Raw genomic sequence first — 17,701 nt, forward strand, 5'->3', positions numbered from 1 at the left:
TAACGGTGGTGGAGGTAAACCACCTACGCCTGGTGGCGGGACAACACCACCCACACCTGATGGCGGAGTTAAACCACCCACACCTGATGGCGGTATAACACCTCCCACACCAGACGGCGGGACAACACCACTCACGCCTAGTGGTGGGACAACACCACCACTTAATGATGGCGGTATAACACCTCCCACACCTGGTGCCGGGACAACGCCACCTCCTAATGATGGCGGTATAGCACCACTCACACCTGGTGCTGGGACAACACTACCCCCTAATGATGGCGGAACAACACCACCCACACCTGGTGGCGGGACAACGCCAACCCCCTAATCATGGTGTAAATACTCCACTAAAAACCGATGGTGAACCTTCCAAATCACCAGAAATACCAAAGACTTAAAAATATGAAGTTGCCTACATAACAAAGCAACTTAAGTTAATTAACTGAGTAAAATCTAGGGAAAGCCATCTTTATATCCGGCTCTCCCTAGTTTTTTTAGGCATGAATTTAAATGTATATTTCAATACAAAAATTGCTGCGAATATTTATAAATAGTACTACTGCTATCAAAGACTGAGTATTCTTGCTAGTGATGGTCAAGCATCTGCTAGCGCTAGATTAAATCAAGTACAGGACTTACATGGGTTAGCTTAATATCTTTTTTAGTTAAATTTAATCTGCCGTGTAAGTTTTTGGAAGTTTAATTGTTCCAACAGAGATAAATAAATTTATGACTTTTGATTACGATCTATTTGTCATTGGTGCTGGTTCTGGGGGTTTAGCAGCTTCTAAACGAGCAGCTAGCTACGGCGCAAAAGTGGCGATCGCAGAACATGATTTAGTCGGCGGAACTTGTGTGATTCGGGGTTGCGTTCCCAAAAAGCTCATGGTCTACGCTTCTCATTTTCCCTCACTGTTTAGTGATGCGGCTGGCTACGGCTGGAAAGTCGGTGATGCTCAATTAGACTGGGAACATTTCATTACTTCTATAGATAAGGAAGTCAAGCGGCTATCTCAATTACATATCAGCTTTTTAGAAAAAGCTGGTGTCACACTAATTCCTGGTCGAGCTAGTTTCGTAGACCCCCATACTGTAGAAGTTGGCGATCGCAAAATTACAGCAGACAAAATTTTAATTGCTGTGGGTGGAAAGCCTCTCAAACCAGATGTACCAGGGATAGAATACGCGATTACCTCTAACGAAATTTTTCTCCTAAAAGAACAACCAAAGCATATAGCAATTATTGGTGCTGGTTACATAGGTACAGAATTTGCTGCAATTATGCGGGGTTTAGGTTGCCAAGTTACACAAATTAATCGCCAAAACCAGATTTTGGCAGGTTTTGATGAAGATATCCGTACTGGTATTCAAGAAGGCATGAGCAACCACGGCATTCGCATGATTAACAATACCTTGGTGACAGCAGTTGAGTCTGTACCAGAAGGATTAAAGTTGTCCTTATCTGAAGAAAATCAAGAACCAGTGATTGCTGATGTGTTTTTAGCCGCAACTGGTCGGGTTCCCAATGTAGATGGACTGAGTTTAGAAAATGCAGGAATTGAAATTGTCGCCAGTGCTGAAGAAGGACACGGATATGGAACAGCAAAGGCGATCGCAGTTAATGAATATAGTCAAACTAGTCAACCCAATATTTTTGCGGTTGGCGATGTTACAGATAGGTTAAATTTAACACCAGTTGCTATTGGAGAAGGCCGCGCTTTCGCGGATAGTGAATTTGGCAATAACCGCCGCGAGTTTAGTCATCATAATGTACCTACAGCTATCTTTTCCAATCCGGAAGCAGCTACTGTGGGCTTAACTGAAGCTGAGGCTAAGGCAAAACTCGGTGATGATGGCGTGACAATTTTCCGTACCCGTTTCCGTCCTATGTACTACAGTTTAACGGGTGCCCAAGAAAAAACTATGATGAAGCTGGTAGTTGATGCCAAAACTGACCAAGTTCTAGGTGCTCACATGGTGGGAGACTATGCAGCAGAAATCATTCAAGGTATAGCGATCGCTGTCAAAATGGGTGCAACGAAAAAAGACTTTGATGCTACCGTGGGCATACATCCCTCAGCCGCCGAAGAATTTGTCACAATGCGATAAGTTTGATACAGGCGCGATCGCGTCTGTATTGAAAATACTAGCTGAGTTGAATTTTGAATTACTTTATTTACTTACACGGTTTTGCTTCTAGTCTTCATTCTGCCAAAGCCCAAGATATTAGCGATCGCTTTGCCAAAATTGGTATCAAGCTCACAATTCCCGATTTGAATGCTAGCGATTTTTCTCACCTGACAATTAATCGTCAGATCAATCAAGTTGCAGCAGAATTTCCTGATGATTCTGCACCAGTAACCCTGATTGGTTCGAGTTTGGGTGGTTTAACTGCTGCTCATTTAGGGCAAAAATATCCCCAAGTGCAAAGTTTGGTTTTATTAGCACCAGCTTTCGGTTTTTTATCTCACTGGTTACCCAAGCTAGGAGATGAACAGGTACAGCGTTGGCAACAAGAAAAATATCTCATGGTTGATCACTATGGGGAAAAGCGATCACTACCTTTAAGTTACGATTTTGTTACAGATGCCCAGCAATATCAAGAAGCGGTTTTGCAACGCCCCATCCCTACTCTCATTTTGCATGGCAAAAATGATGAAGTCATTCCTATTACAGCCAGCCGTGAATTTGCGATATCTCGTCCTTGGGTGAAATTAGTAGAACTCGACAGCGATCATGCTCTAGGAAATGTCATGGCAGAAATATGGCAAGCAATTCACCTCTTCTGCCAATTACCTGGCAGCTGTAAAATATGAACTTCTCACATTAATAAATTAATATCATTAGTCCTTTGTCTTGGGTCTTTTACTAATGACTAATGACTAATGACCAATGACTCTTGACTACAAACTATGCTTCCCTTCATCCGGTCAGATTTAGCACAATTTACAGCTTACAAGCCCCATCCCAGCAGCGATAACGCCGAAGCAGTCGAGACAAAATTTGATCGACTAGATACCAATGAAAGCCCTGATGATTTGCCGCCAGAGTTAAAAGAAAAGCTAGCTTGGACTTATCAGCAAGTAATTGAAACAAATCGTTACCCAGATGGGGGACATGAAACACTCAAACAAGCGATCGCGCAATATGTTAATGAGTCAGCAGCCCTTTCATCATCGCCAATTACCTCTGGCAATATTTCTGTGGGTAACGGTTCCGATGAATTAATTCGTTCTTTATTAATTGCCACTTGTTTGGGTGGAGAAGGAAGTATTTTAGTTGCCAATCCCACATTCTCAATGTACGCAATTTTAGCAAAAACCTTGGGTATTCCTGTTGTAGAAGTGGGTAGGAATGACAGTAATTTTGAGATAGATTTACCAGCCGCACAATCTGCGATTGCCCAAACTCAAATCCCACCAATTCGGGTGGTGTTTGTAGTACATCCCAATTCACCAACCGCTAATTGTCTAACTGCAGCAGAAGTAGCATGGTTAAGAAGTCTCAGCACAGATATTTTGGTAGTAATTGATGAGGCTTACTTTGAATTTAGCCAGAATAGTTTGGTGGGAGAATTAGCACAACATCCCAACTGGGTGATCTTGCGAACTTTTTCCAAGGCTTTTAGGTTAGCAGCTTTGCGTGTAGGTTATTGTGTCGCTCATCCAGATGCGATCGCTATTTTGGAAAAAGTCCGCTTACCCTACAATCTTCCCAGTTTCTCAATCGCTGCAGCATTATTAGCTTTGCAAAACCGCCAGCTTTTACTCAATTCAATTGCCCAAACCTTGACTGAACGCGATCAACTAATCGCAGCTTTAAAACAATATCCCAACTTACAAGTTACAGCCAGCGACGCTAACTTTATTTACCTGCGTGTGACTTCAAATGACAGCAACTCCCAAGTGACTGTTTTAAAAAGTATTCATCAGCAATTGCGTAACTCTGGCACACTTGTACGGCTGTTAAACGGAGGATTACGAATTACTATCGGCTCAAAAGCAGAAAACGCCCGTACCCTCAATCGGCTACAGGCTGCTGTGGCAAATCTTCATTTTTAAACAATAATGTACTTAGTAATTAAATCTACTGTCTAATTCACTGCCCAAACGTCTGACTACTCCTACAGTTTGTGGGAGTACACCTACTAAAAGGGCAAAGGTAACATCTGGTATTTGAGCTACTGTTTCTGGTGGAAAGTATTGTTCAAATTGATCGAGAATCTTTTGAACTCTTTGTTGTGGCACTGGGTTTTCTGTAATTTGTTTAATTAAGCGAATCCATTGCCGCCTAATTAAATAAGCTTTCTGACGCTCCTCATAAGATTCAGCAGTTAATAAAGATAAATTTCCAATCGGTAGGACGCTTTGGCAATCACAATCATATTCTCCTCCAACAGCTGCCCCAGGCCCAGCAAACTCTGCATGGTAGCGCTTATAGAGAATTAAACCATTTCGTTTCCGACTGTTGACTATGAAAACTTTTCCAGTACGTAGCAGGGTGAGGATATCCGAGCCTTGCGATTGCTCAGTTCCATCAGGCATGACAATATGGTCAAGGACACTGGTGTCAGGAGAATAGGTTGATACCATAGCAATCTGATAGCGTCGGCGTTGTTCGCTATCCATGTTTTCTCAGATTTGCGAATAATTGAGTAGTAGTATGCACTGAAAACAGGAACTTGCTGTTAAAGCAAAGTTAATTTTTGATTTTTCTTATTATCAAGAATTTTATGGTCAATTTGGCTAAGATAGCAATAATTAGATCGGTCTGAGCAATTAATTACTCATATTTTATGAGATTTAATTGGATTTGTCTCTCACTGAAGTGTATTTTTTTTAAAGTTTCTATAAAGATCAATCTCTTAAATACAAAGTTATTATGAGGAATTAATGATTAAATATAGTGTCTTTTATGGAAAACAATATCGTTTTTGTTATGTATATATTTGAAAATATTTATTGTTATTTTTAGATAAAAAGTAAATTAAAAAATTGATATATTAGCCAATATTAATGTTTTTAGATTTGAATAAACTAGTTAGAATAATAAATATTAATAAAATTTTCTTGAGTTAATTAACTCTAAATCTAGCAATTTTTCATCGACTATGAGGCTGATGACATATAGTAAAACAGCATTGTAGATATCTGAACTGTTAATCTCACTCAAGCAGGAAAGTTAAATATTTAAACTTTACAACCAAAGACAATTTCAAATACAGATATACAAATCTAGAAAATTGTTTGAAACAACAAAATTTAAAAAATTTCGTTCGAGAATATTATTTGAGTGATAAATGACATCTTTTAATTAATAATTTAGATGCCTAATTTATATCATAAAATTATTTTTTAAATGCTTGTGCAATAATATTTGACTTGAGTATTTAGGAAAGAATAGATTCCAGTGAGATTCAACTTTATATACCTGATAACCTAGCTTTAAATAAAGCTGTCTTGCCTGATGATTTCGTTCTAGAACATGGAGATATAAATCCTGAAACCCCCACTCCTGGCAGACTTTTTCACAGTTGGTTAGTAGGCTAGAGGCTACACCATGCCTACGGTATTGTGGGCTAACAGCTAAATTTGATAGGTAAGGAAAACTTTTCCCCGTTTGCGTCCATGCATCACTAAAACGTACAGCGAGTTCTACTGTTCCTACAAGATTATTAACGCCTTTAGTAGTATCAATAGCAACTAAACAAACGTGATGAGGTAAAGGAGAAGCTAGGCGCTGCTTCAAATCTTCATAAATTCCCAGACGTATTAATGGAAACGCCCATCCCCAAAAGCCATTTTGAGAGTGAAAGCTTTCAGTAATAATTTGAGCAACACTATAGAGATCGGCAGATGTTGCAGCACGGATTTGGAATTGTCGCTCAGACTGATCGGCGACAACTGTTACAGGTTCTGGGTGATATGAGTGGAAAAACCAGGATGTCAAGGCTAGTTTAGTATTTATGGGATTCAACGAAAATTTTTTCAAGTATCCTAATACACCGTACAAAATTTGTGAACAACATCAAATGCTCAAAGCATTGAATTTGCAACTTGGTTACAAATACTAATTTGCTCATCAAGCCAACAAACTACAAAGCCTTTTTGAAAAACAGACAGAGAGTCTTATTGCTTTAATTAATTGTTGTACACCTTGATATAGATGATATAGAGTACTTGGGTGATTTTTCAAGGTGGGAACGTAGTTGGCTAGGTTTTGGGTAATCTATTGACAGGTTATACTATTTCTCCCAATGATGACTACTGATAATTTCCTCCTTCCGCCCATCTGTATTTTGTTTTTTTCTCAAGCTACAAGCAACGAAGCAGAACATTTATTGAGATGAGAGACAACAATAACCAAATTCTTGGGTATTGAGAATGGGTAAGTTTGGTAGAGCAGCCTTTGCCAATGTTGGCAAAAGCACTGGGTCTTGGGAGTGCTATGAGTGGAATAGGCTTAAAGATTACCCTTTGTGGTTGCTGCAAGTTACTCAATTGATTCCCAACATCTGAATTTATCTGTGGGTTTGCGCCCTCAACTACCCCTAATCTTGTGAATCACACAACATTTATAAGATGGGTGCCAGACTATACAGGTATTCAGCTATAAGATGAACTAGCTCAGATAATCTCCTCAGGTAAGGTTTCTCAATCATAACTATGGAAGATTATTGGTGTAACAGATTAAATTAGAAAAAATTATTTGTCTAATTGTATACTTAGCGGTTACGTCTGACTTTTTGCCATGACTCTAGCATGATTAGCATAAATAAAATTTACTGACAAGTGTTAGTGTCACTGCTGCAACGGGAAAACTTAATATGCAGCTACAGATGGATTTTTGAGCCAGCCTTGAGCGCTGTATGTGTTTAGTATTTTCACAGTTCTCGCCGGAGGTGAGGGAAGATTTGGCAGCTATCAATTCTGTAAGACCAAAACTAAATATCAAAGCAATTATCTTGCTTGAGAGCGAATCGCAATCTTTACAAGCCATTGAGGTCAATTACAGTGAGTAAATACTTTCACAATCAGCACTCATGTAGCCAAATAGCCTTATTGGTCACAATGCTCTGCTCTTACCTGACTCAGAAACATCCCTGTCTGATCAGATTATTCTTTATCCAACTGCCGTTGCAGCAGGAAAGCGGTGCATGAAATCCCAACAAGCAAACAGTAAGCCGAAAATATTGGTTGTCGATGATGAGCCAGACAACCTTGACTTGCTTTACCGCACCTTTTATCGCGAATACAAGGTGCTAAGGGCAACTTCTGGTCCTGCCGCATTGGATCTATTGGCACAAGAAGGAGAAGTCTCTGTGATCATCTCCGATCAGCGAATGCCAATCATGAGCGGTACAGAATTTTTAAGCCTGACAGCCACTCAATATCCAGATATTATCCGGATTATCTTAACTGGCTACACTGATGTCGAAGACTTAGTGGAAGCCATCAACGCTGGTAAAGTTTTCAAATATGTCACTAAACCCTGGGAAGCGGAGGAACTTAAAGGCGTGGTACGCCAGGCATTGGATACTCACAATGTCCTCAAAGCCCGTACCCGCGAACTGACGCGTACACTCCGTCAAGAATCACTGCTGAACACTGTCACGAATACAATTCGTAGTGCTTTAGACTATCGGCAAATTTTACAAACAATTGTCGATACAGTGGGGCATATGTTGGAAGTGGATGTGTGTCTGTTACGTCCTTTCCAAGATGGGCAGTTGGTAGATGAAGGATTTATTTACCAGAAAGCTGCTCAAGAAGAAGCAAGCGCAGCAGAGAAAGAACAGGAAGAGCATTCAGATGAAATAGTAAAATCTTCCTCATCTTCTTTTCCTTCGTCATCTCTGTTGGCGGAGACAGTCTGGGAAACCCGCGAAGTTCAAGTTATTCATAATGTAGAAGATGATGAACGGATTCAGGGCAATATTCCTGAACTGGAACAACGTAGTGCAGCTTTTTTAGCAGCTAATATCTGCTCTAGTTTAGTTGTGCCGTTGATTTGCCAACAAGAACTCATGGCAGTGCTAGCCCTGCACCAATGCTCTCAGCCTCGGATTTGGAGAGAAGAGGAAGTGCAATTGGTGTTGATGGTAGCGGATCAGGCAGCATTGGCTTTATCTCAAGCTTATACTTATGAACAAGTCCGCGCTCTGGCTAAACGAGAGTCCCTAATTAATACAATTACTACGGCAATTCGCTCTAGCTTAGATCCTCAAGATATCTTTGCGGCTATTACCGAACAATTAGGGCAGGCTTTACAAGTCAATGGCTGTATTTTATCTTTATGGACTGAAGAAGATGAATTTGTTGAATGTGTAGGACTGTATGACAGTTCTCAATATTTAGAACATACTCTGAAATCAGTCCAAGAAACAGCCTTAAATCATAATCATCACCGTATAAATCAGGAATTACCTCATTCTCAAGCGCCAATTAAGCATAATCCCATCCTGCAAGAGATTTTGCGGACACAAGAGCCAGTGGTAATTACTGATATGAGCGACTGTGCTGATGAAATTAAAGGATTTGATTTGCCTTTGAAAAAGCCAGCGCGATCGCTAATGATTGTTCCCTTATTAGCGGATGGTAAGTGTATTGGTAGTATTACGCTACGTGAAGGTAGCAAAACCCGCCGCTGGTTATCTTCGGAAATTCAGCTAGCCAAAGCTGTGGCTGCTCAAGCAGCGATCGCAGTGCAACAATCGCGTCTATATCAAAAGACTCGTGACCAAGCAGAGCGCTTATTACAATTAGATAAACAAAAAACCGAATTTTTCCAAAATATTTCCCATGAGTTCCGCACTCCCATTACCTTAATTCAAGGGCCTTTAGAATCAGCCGTAAATAATGGTGATGGATTATCTTACGCCCAAAGTGCGATCGCTTTGCGTAACTCGCGGCGATTGCTCAGACTAGTAAATCAATTACTAGATCTGCAACGCTTAGATGCGGGGAGGATGCAGCCGAGTTTCCGTCCTTGTGATTTGGTCGATTTTGTCAACCAAATTGTGGAATCTTTTCGCCCTTACTGTGAGAAAAAGGGACTGCAACTGGTTTCGGAATTGGGTCAATGTTCTCAAGTTTACTTAGATATAGAAAAATTTGATAAGGTCGTTTACAACTTGCTATCAAATGCCATGAAGTTTACTCCCGAAGGCGGGACGATTACGATCAGGCTCATATCTCAAGATGATAGTTGCATATTACAAGTACAAGATACTGGAATTGGTATAGTTAAAGAACAAATTCCCCATCTGTTTGAGCGCTTCCGCCAAGCTGAAGGCTCAGAAAACCGTTCCTATGAAGGTAGTGGTTTAGGTTTAGCTTTGGTCAAAGAATTGGTCGAATTGCATGGGGGGCAAATAACTGTAGAATCTGTGTACGGTCAAGGTACGACCTTTACACTATGGCTGTTAACTGGTAATAGTCACTTACCTACACAGCAGATACAGGAAACCCCAGCAGAACTAAATACTAGCCGCGCCACTGTGGAATTGGCTGATTTAGAATTAGTCGAGCCAACCCCAGAAAATATCGAAAGCTTGCCGCAAGAATTAGTACCTACCCCTGACAACCCAGAGTCTCAAGGGTATAAAGATGGCAGTCTGTTGAATAGCGCTCACTCAATTTTAGTTGTTGATGACAATCCAGATTTACGAACCTACGTATCTGAAATCATCCGCAATAATGGCTATCAAGTACATACAGCCCGTAATGGTGCCGAAGGATTTAAAATAGCGCAAAAAATTGCACCCAGCTTAATCATTACGGACTTAATGATGCCTTTGGTAACAGGATTACAGATGATTCAGATGATCCGCAGTGAGGAGAATTTGAAAGGAATACCCATCATTCTGCTCACGGCTAAAGTTGATGAAGAAACCCGGATTGCTGGAACAGAACATGGTGCAGATGCTTATTTAGCTAAACCATTTAATGACAGGGAACTTCTAGCAGAAGTCAGGAACCTCTTAGCCTTGAAAGAAAATGAGCGCCGGGTTATGGAGTTAAATACATACCTGACAGAGTCAGTACTCAAGCGCTTTTTGCCGCCTGTTTTGGTGAAAAAAGCTGCTATGGGAGATTTAACCTTGGATTTACGTCCAGAACCACGCTTAATTACAGTATTATTTAGCGACATAGTAGGTTTTACTCAGCTAGCAAATACTCTCAGATCTCGAAGAGTAGCAGAGTTGCTAAACGAATATTTGGAAGCTATGACTAAGACTGTGTTTGACAATGGCGGTACTGTAGATAAATTTATGGGAGATGCCATCTTAGCTTTATATGGAGCGCCAGAAGAATTAACTCCTAATGAACAGGTGCGTCGTGCCATTAATACAGCCAGAGCAATGCATAGCTCATTAGATGAGTTGAATCGGCGCTGGCAAGAACAAGGCATATTTGACGCTAATGGGCATACTGGTGTTAAATTCCGTTGTGGTATTCACCAAGGTACTGCGGTTGTGGGTATGTTTGGCAGTGCCGAACGTGCTGACTATACTGCTATTGGCCCCAGTGTGAATATTGCTGCTAGATTGCAAGCTGCTGCTATTCCCGGTACTATTTTAGTCTCTGCTGCTGTGGCAGATTATTTAAAAGATGAAGAAATTACTAAAGTCAGCCCCTTAGAACTCAAAGGAGTAGACGAAACCGTTCTGACTTTTGCTGTTAGATCGGAAATTATGGCTAATCGCTGAGAGTAGACTGGATTTTAAAGCGTTAGTTTAGTAAAGAGTAAGAGCGCCCTATTAAATCCAGTTTGAAATTTAATATGACACCATCGGTTGCAGATAAAACTTCATCTTCAGTCAAGCTATGGAGACGACATACAGATCCACCTAGTTTTTGGGTTGCAGTCTTCATAGGTTCATTGAGCCTACATTTGCTAGCCTTCTGGCTGATTCGCTCCTACCAGTCTAGTTTATTGTGGCGACAGCAAAGTAAAGCTGCAATTCCAGTTGAGGTGATAGAAATTGCTTCGCAGCCGAAGTCAAAAGCAAAAACCAGAACACAAGTAATACCTGTTAATTCTCAAACTAAACCAGTATCTACAAATCAAAAGTTACAACCAAAAAATTCTTCCAAACCAATAGTAGTTAAAACCGATAGGTTAGTAAAAAACTCAAGTCCTACTGTCCCAGATAAAAATGCTGTAGCTTTTGCCGAACAGCGCCAACGTCAATTAGCTGAACAACAGCAACGCGAACTCGCTGAACAGCGTCAACGTCAATTAGTTGAACAACAGCAACGCGAAGCCGAACAACGTCAACGTCAACTAGCTGAACAACAGCAACGCGAAGCCGAACAGCGTCAACGTCAACTAGCTGAACAACAGCAACGCGAAGCCGAACAGCGTCAACGTCAACTAGCTGAACAACAGCAACGCGAACTAGCTGAACAACAGCAGCGTGAACTCGCCGAGCAGCGTCAACGTCAACTAGCTGAACAACAGCAACGTGAGAACTCAGGTAATCTTAATAACCCCGAATCACCTCCTACACCATCTAATACAGCAGGTGGAAGCTTAGTTGCAAGTTTAGTTGGAGAACCTCAACAGGAAGATAGAGGTATAATTGCTCACCCAGCTAAAATTAAACCTAGCAACCAGCCATTTAGAAAAGGTCTGGAATATGTAAAGTACATAGAAAAAAAAATTGGCGAGCCCGTAGAAGTGACAGCGCTATTAACAATTTCCGAGAAGGGTAAACTGGAGCTAGTTACCGTCCTAGATAAAAACATTTCCGAAGAAGAAAAAAGCTACTACGAAGACTTTTTAGTCAGTCAAGTATTAAATAACTGGGAATTTGAACCTGCTTATGATAAAGATCCCAACGATCCTAAGCCTAGTAATCTTATAGTACGTATCCGGCTACAGCCGCTACCTTAATCAATTAAGGCTTGTATTGTAAATACTGCTATGCTATAATATTAAAGTTGGAAATTCGCGGGCGTAGTTTAGTGGTAAAACTATAGCCTTCCAAGCTATTAATGCGGGTTCGATTCCCGCCGCCCGCTTACTAAGTAAAACCGCTGAAAGGCAAGCTTTTCAGCGGTTTTGTGGTTTTTATGGATAGATGATATTGATACATATGTTCTATTTGTCTCCAAAAACTTGGGGTAAGCTTGGGTAGTTTGGGCGCGAATTTGGTGTAGCTTTAAATTTACTAAAATGCACGCAAGAATAGACTATGTACATCAAAACTACTACAGGCAAGGCATAAAAGGAAAGTATAAATATCATTAATCCCAATGGTCACTTATAACTCAGCACTCTCCATGCCCGATGCCCAATTACAATAAAAAACCCCAGCACTGTGAAGCTGAGGTAACTGGGAGAATCCATATAACGATGGGAGTTTTCAATACCGAAGTTAAAAATATAAACTTCATTTAAACATAAGCAAAACTAACACGGTAATATTTAATACGTTTTATGCCGACCGTGCAAAGGCTAAATCGCGTATGAGTTGAGTTCTAGAGAATATGTAATCACTTAACGAATTCTTTTCTTCACGGCTGAGTGCTGTTTTGCTATCAACCTGTCCCAACAACTGCTTGGCTAAGTCTGTATCACTCAATCCCACCAGGGTGCTGGTTTGTGTTTGTTCAATCACAGACCACAGTTGGCGTAAAATTTTTGAGTTCACAAGGCATACATTCATAACAACCTTCTGATTCCTGCAATGCCATAAAAGTGCTGCGAAGAATCTAAATAAAATATTAAATTATTAATTCTAAAGAAAACCTTAAATTTTACAAAAGTTAAATAATTAGATGATATTCGAAATTTAAGCTTACAGAAATTTACTTTAACAACCTCTGCCAAGTCAACTCTTGTGTAGCTTCCTGCCAATGCCAGCGCAATAAATTGGCGGGTTGGCTGGGAGAAATGCCTGGGAGTGCGATCGCTCGTCTAGGTGCATCAGTAGCAAGTATAATGGCTGTCTCTATGTCACAAATGCCCCACTTCACTAAATTTTGCACACCAACTAATAAGGGTAAAGTTGTTCCAGATAAAGTCCCATCTGGTAGTCGTGCTGTACCGTGTTTCACCTCTATTTGCCGACTATCCCAAGGATATAAGCCGTCGGGTAATCCTAAAGGTGCCAAGGCATCGCTGACGAGGAATAATCCACCAGTAGCGCGAATGAGAATTTGTAACATTGTGGGTACAACGTGCTGTCCATCGGCAATAAAACCAGACATTACATGAGGATGGGTAATTGCTGCCCCTAATAATCCTGGTTCGCGGTGATGTAATGGTGGCATAGCGTTGAAAGCATGGGTAACCATTGTTGCCCCTAGTTCAAAGGCTTGCTGTGCTTGGGCGGCTGTTGCCTGAGAATGCCCTAAACTGACGGTAATACCCAAAGAACGCAAATATGGGATGACTTCCCCTGTTGGATCTAACTCTGGTGCAAGGGTGATAACTTTCACAATATGGGCATAGTTACCTAAAACCCGCTTCACTTCATTTAGCGTCAAAGGCAAGAGATATTCAGCAGGATGCGCGCCGCGCTTTTGAGAGTTTAAAAATGGCCCTTCTAAATGTACACCGAGAATTTGAGAACCTGTGGTTTGAGTTTGCATAAAATCAGCGATAATTGCTAGCGATCGCTGAAGATTTTCTACAGAAGTTGTTACCAATGTAGGCAAGAAAGCATCAACGCCCACATCCCATAAAAATTGCGATATTTTAGGCAATAAATTAGCATTATCTGGTTGTAATTCAGGAAATGCTAAACCTAAAGCCCCATTAATCTGTAAATCAACACCGCCTAAAGAAATCCAATCACCCGCAATATCTAAAACTTGCAAATTTGGCGCAGCAACTCGTTTAAAAACAGTACTCATCGGCAGAATTTGCTCGATGATTCCCGCTTCATTAATCAAGAGCATCTGCAAGTTTTTATACCCTGGAACTCTGGCATTAATGATATCTACATTCTTGGCGATCGCTTTTGGTGTTGCTTTAGTCATCACATTGACGGGAAAATAACTAAACCTCAACCGATTTTAGATGTAATAGTCGGCAATAATCCAAAATCCAAAATCTAAAATTCTATGTCTCCCCTTGTCGGTATTATCATGGGCAGCGATTCTGACTTGCCCACCATGAAAGATGCGATCGCAATTTGTGAAGAGTTTGGTGTCGAAACTGAAGTGGCGATCGTTTCTGCCCATCGTACCCCAGAACGCATGGTGCAATATGCACAAACAGCACACCAACGCGGTATTAAAGTGATTATCGCTGGTGCAGGTGGTGCGGCTCATCTTCCCGGAATGGTTGCTGCTTTAACTCCTCTCCCGGTAATTGGTGTTCCTGTTGCTACTCGTAATTTACAAGGTGTTGATTCTTTGTATTCAATTGTACAAATGCCTGGTGGAATTCCTGTGGCTACGGTAGCAATTGGTAATGCTAAAAATGCCGGACTTTTGGCAGTGCAAATACTGGCTAGCCATCAACCAGAATTATTAGCAAAAGTCCAAAAATATCGGCAAAATCTTTCAGAATCAGTGATGGCAAAGCAAGCAAAACTAGAAAAGCTCGGCTATCAAGAATATTTAAAAACGGAATTGCCATAGATTTACATCAAAACATGAGGGTTAATTGTAATTCTGAAGTGTTATTTTATTAACCCTTTACCTAGAAATAATACTGCTGATCTATTGTATTGAATAATGCAAAGTAAACATTAAATACTTTTTACTCACAGTAAATTTATTTATTTTTGTTATAAAAATTTAATATTTTTCGTAGTATTTTGATGAGATGTCGGAAAATCCTGACAATATAGAATTTCAGTTGGTTTTGCTCTTTAATTCAGATGCTAAAGCAAGCGGTCTCATAGATAATTCGTATCTCCTGATACAGAATTATCATTTTGGTAACATGGACAATCAATCAAATTTCTTAATGCTGGCATAAAAGTTAGCTACAGGAATCACTCGTGCGATTTCTGTAAAGCATTTTAGATGGCATCAAAAATTTTGTTATGGAGGTGAATTTTCACTTTCTGAGATGTTGTGATGCTTTCGCATTGAAGATGAAGGAGCATATCCCCAAGCTTCATAATTTAAGATTAAAGATTTAGTGAATTAGGCTTGACTTTTTCACAATTAATAATTCCTGCATGAGTAAACTTGCAATTTAGAAAAAATATTTACAAAAGTAGCAATCTTTCTTTAAACTCCTATTAGGATATTTGAGTTTCTGATTTTCAATATAAATTACTTGAACGACTAAATATCAACAAATAGTTGATGAGATTCAAGTGCTAGTGCTGTTTGCTTAACTACATTATTTCCTGTAAAAACTGTTGGGAGTAAAATGTTCAAACTGAAGCAGAAACAGAAATTAAAAGCCAAAATTAGGCAGAGAACAGCAAAAGGTCATTTTAAAAGTTCAAAATCTCAATCCAATATAGAGCGGTTAGCTCGCGCAATTAAGCGATTATCTCCTAATTGGCAAGCTAGCCTAGCTTTAGCTTGTTTAATTGTCTTGGGATGGGGCTATGCTGCATTTGCTCAAGCGCCAGCCGCAGGGCCAACAACAGCAGAATTAAAAGTTGCTATTGACACTTTATGGGTAGCGATCGCAGCATTTTTGGTGTTCTTTATGAATGCTGGTTTTTGTATGTTAGAAACCGGCTTCTGTCGCCAAAAAAATGCTGTCAATGTTCTAGCTAAAAACTTAATTGTCTTTGCCCTCTCTACAGTAGCTTTTTGGGCAATCGGTTTTGGTTTAATGTTTGGCGATGGCAATGATTTTATCGGGCTGAGTGGGTTTTTCCTAGGAGGCGCAGATAACAGCCCTGCAACTGGAGACGCTTACAAAGGTGTTTTTAGCGCCTTGAGTTGGACAGGTGTGCCTTTAGCTGCCAAATTTTTATTCCAATTAGTATTTGCAGGAACCGCAGCCACAATTGTTTCTGGCGCAGTTGCAGAACGGATTAAGTTTGTAGACTTCCTAATTTTTAGCGTCTTACTTGTAGGTATTGCCTACCCCATTACTGGACATTGGATTTGGGGTGCTGGTTGGTTGGCTGATATGGGCTTCTGGGACTTTGCCGGTTCTACCGTCGTTCACTCAGTTGGTGGTTGGGCTGCCTTAATGGGGGCTGCATTCCTCGGCCCACGCATTGGTAAATATCAAGATAAGAAAGTTGTGGCGCTTCCAGGTCACAACATGAGTATTGCCACTTTAGGTTGTTTAATTCTTTGGTTGGGCTGGTTCGGCTTTAATCCCGGTTCAGTCATGGCTGCTGATCCTGGCGCAATTACTCACATTGCTGTAACAACCAACATGGCAGGTGCAGTAGGTGGAATTGCGGCAACAATTGCAGCTTGGTTGTACTTGGGTAAGCCAGACCTATCGATGATTATCAACGGTATTTTAGCTGGCTTGGTAGGTGTGACAGCATCTTGTGCTTACATCAACGTTGGCAGTTCTGTAATTATTGGTTTAGTTGCTGGCGTACTAGTCGTCTTTTCTGTTCCGTTCTTCGATCGCATCGGTATAGACGACCCAGTAGGTGCGACCTCAGTTCACCTAGTTTGCGGTGTTTGGGGAACTTTAGCAGTTGGTTTATTTGCTGTAGGCCCTGGTGGTTATCCTTGGATGGTTGACTTAGCAGGGAAGCCAGTAGGCCCACATGGTCTCTTCTTTGGTGGTGGCTTTGGTACCCTAATTCCCCAAATAGTGGGCATTCTTGCCGTAGGCGGTATTACGGTACTTTTAAGTAGCATATTCTGGCTAGCACTCAAAGCAACTTTAGGTATTAGAGTATCTCAACAAGAGGAATTAGAAGGATTAGATATTGGCGAACATGGTATGGAAGCATACAGTGGGTTTCTTACCGAAGGATCTTCAGAGGGATTTTCTGATGATTTAATTTCACCAGGTCGCGACTTACCAAATCCTCTATAAATTTTGAGTTTTTTGATTCAATTGAGTGATAAAACCCATCCCTGTAGTTCTCATGCTGATACAGGTGATGGGATTTTTATTTCACACTTAAAAGCTCATAAATTTGTCAAATGATTAAGTCTCTGTTGTATTTTTTCTGTGCTGGTTTATTTGAAATAGGGGGTGGTTATTTGATATGGTTATGGTTACGTGAAGATAAGCCTATTTGGTTGGGAATATTAGGTGGAATTTTTTTAGCTATTTATGGGGTAATAGCTACTCAACAACCTGCAAATTTTGGCAGAGTTTATGTTGCCTATGGCGGGGTTTTTATTGCAATGGCAATGCTTTGGGGTTGGCGAGTAGATGGTGTAAATCCAGATATCTACGATTTAATTGGCGCTGGTTTAGCTTTGTTGGGTGTTTTGGTAATTATGTACGCACCGAGAATATAGTTTGACATTCTGTTACTGAATTAGGCAATAACTGATTACTGAAATTTGCTCATCAAATAAAAATAATAATTATTACATCAATATGTAAAACTACAGTTTTATTTTGTATGAATTTTTGTCATACTTACTAACTACTCCTAGAAAGTTGTTTGTAATAGTTATGTTTGAGAAAAGTGTTGTTTTGGTAAAAATGTCAATAAAATACCATTACAAGAAAATAAAAATGTAATTATTGTAACTTCATACTAATTATTTAAAATTTGGCATCTGCAATTAGTATGATGTTTTTATAAACCTTTCTAAACAACTAAACTGGAGTAACT

The 17,701-nt window shown here is 40.3% G+C and carries 12 protein-coding genes, 1 tRNA gene and 1 pseudogene; 10 read left to right on the plus strand and 4 right to left on the minus strand.

From position 1 onward, the window contains the following. From AACU25_RS03395 to AACU25_RS03410, 4 genes and pseudogenes are all read left to right on the plus strand, one after another. Positions 1 to 328: pseudogene (locus AACU25_RS03395) on the plus strand (hypothetical protein); the annotation flags it as partial. 401 nt (positions 329 to 729) lie between these two features. Continuing rightward, positions 730 to 2,109: a glutathione-disulfide reductase gene (gene gor / locus AACU25_RS03400; RefSeq protein ID WP_096573905.1), complete on the plus strand. Its 1,380-nt coding sequence runs from the start codon at positions 730 to 732 to the stop codon at positions 2,107 to 2,109. A 53-nt stretch (positions 2,110 to 2,162) separates the two neighbouring features. Further along, positions 2,163 to 2,816: a YqiA/YcfP family alpha/beta fold hydrolase gene (locus tag AACU25_RS03405; protein WP_199347431.1), complete on the plus strand. Its 654-nt coding sequence runs from the start codon at positions 2,163 to 2,165 to the stop codon at positions 2,814 to 2,816. A gap of 96 nt (positions 2,817 to 2,912) precedes the next feature. Beyond that, entirely contained in the window at positions 2,913 to 4,061 is a 1,149-nt protein-coding gene (locus AACU25_RS03410; RefSeq protein WP_096573907.1) for a histidinol-phosphate transaminase, read from the plus strand. A 12-nt stretch (positions 4,062 to 4,073) separates the two neighbouring features. Here the strand turns inward: AACU25_RS03410 and AACU25_RS03415 are convergent, their stop codons facing one another. Next, positions 4,074 to 4,628, minus strand: a complete 555-nt coding sequence (locus tag AACU25_RS03415) for a hypothetical protein (protein WP_045869473.1) — start codon at positions 4,626 to 4,628, stop codon at positions 4,074 to 4,076. Between the two features lie 706 nt (positions 4,629 to 5,334). Continuing rightward, entirely contained in the window at positions 5,335 to 5,949 is a 615-nt protein-coding gene (locus AACU25_RS03420) for a GNAT family N-acetyltransferase (protein ID WP_096583459.1), read from the minus strand. A gap of 1,207 nt (positions 5,950 to 7,156) precedes the next feature. Here AACU25_RS03420 and AACU25_RS03425 point away from each other — a divergent pair. The 3 genes from AACU25_RS03425 to AACU25_RS03435 all read left to right on the plus strand — a co-directional run bounded on the left by AACU25_RS03425 (position 7,157) and on the right by AACU25_RS03435 (position 12,029). Next, positions 7,157 to 10,711, plus strand: coding sequence for a response regulator (locus AACU25_RS03425; protein WP_096573908.1), 3,555 nt, complete (start codon positions 7,157 to 7,159; stop codon positions 10,709 to 10,711). A gap of 74 nt (positions 10,712 to 10,785) precedes the next feature. Continuing rightward, positions 10,786 to 11,901: a hypothetical protein gene (locus AACU25_RS03430; protein ID WP_096573909.1), complete on the plus strand. Its 1,116-nt coding sequence runs from the start codon at positions 10,786 to 10,788 to the stop codon at positions 11,899 to 11,901. 57 nt (positions 11,902 to 11,958) lie between these two features. Further along, a tRNA-Gly gene (locus AACU25_RS03435) sits at positions 11,959 to 12,029 on the plus strand. Positions 12,030 to 12,445: 416 nt separating this feature from the next. Here AACU25_RS03435 and AACU25_RS03440 read toward each other — a convergent pair. Together AACU25_RS03440 and nagA are read right to left on the minus strand one after the other, a co-directional pair. Further along, entirely contained in the window at positions 12,446 to 12,676 is a 231-nt protein-coding gene (locus AACU25_RS03440; RefSeq protein WP_096573910.1) for a hypothetical protein, read from the minus strand. Positions 12,677 to 12,818: 142 nt separating this feature from the next. Further along, positions 12,819 to 13,994, minus strand: a complete 1,176-nt coding sequence (gene nagA, locus AACU25_RS03445) for an N-acetylglucosamine-6-phosphate deacetylase (protein ID WP_096573911.1) — start codon at positions 13,992 to 13,994, stop codon at positions 12,819 to 12,821. Between the two features lie 84 nt (positions 13,995 to 14,078). On the opposite strand from nagA, the gene purE reads away from it, so the two are divergent. The 3 genes from purE (at position 14,079) to AACU25_RS03460 (ending at position 17,378) form a co-directional block, all read left to right on the plus strand. After that, on the plus strand, positions 14,079 to 14,600 hold the full coding sequence (gene purE / locus AACU25_RS03450; protein ID WP_096573912.1) for a 5-(carboxyamino)imidazole ribonucleotide mutase: 522 nt from the start codon (positions 14,079 to 14,081) through the stop codon (positions 14,598 to 14,600). 745 nt (positions 14,601 to 15,345) lie between these two features. After that, positions 15,346 to 16,944, plus strand: a complete 1,599-nt coding sequence (locus tag AACU25_RS03455; protein WP_096573913.1) for an ammonium transporter — start codon at positions 15,346 to 15,348, stop codon at positions 16,942 to 16,944. 110 nt (positions 16,945 to 17,054) lie between these two features. Next, positions 17,055 to 17,378: a YnfA family protein gene (locus AACU25_RS03460; protein ID WP_096573914.1), complete on the plus strand. Its 324-nt coding sequence runs from the start codon at positions 17,055 to 17,057 to the stop codon at positions 17,376 to 17,378. Positions 17,379 to 17,701 lie beyond the last annotated feature (323 nt).

The sequence above is a fragment of the Tolypothrix tenuis PCC 7101 genome, from assembly GCF_963874875.1.
GTDB lineage: Bacteria > Cyanobacteriota > Cyanobacteriia > Cyanobacteriales > Nostocaceae > Aulosira > Aulosira tenue.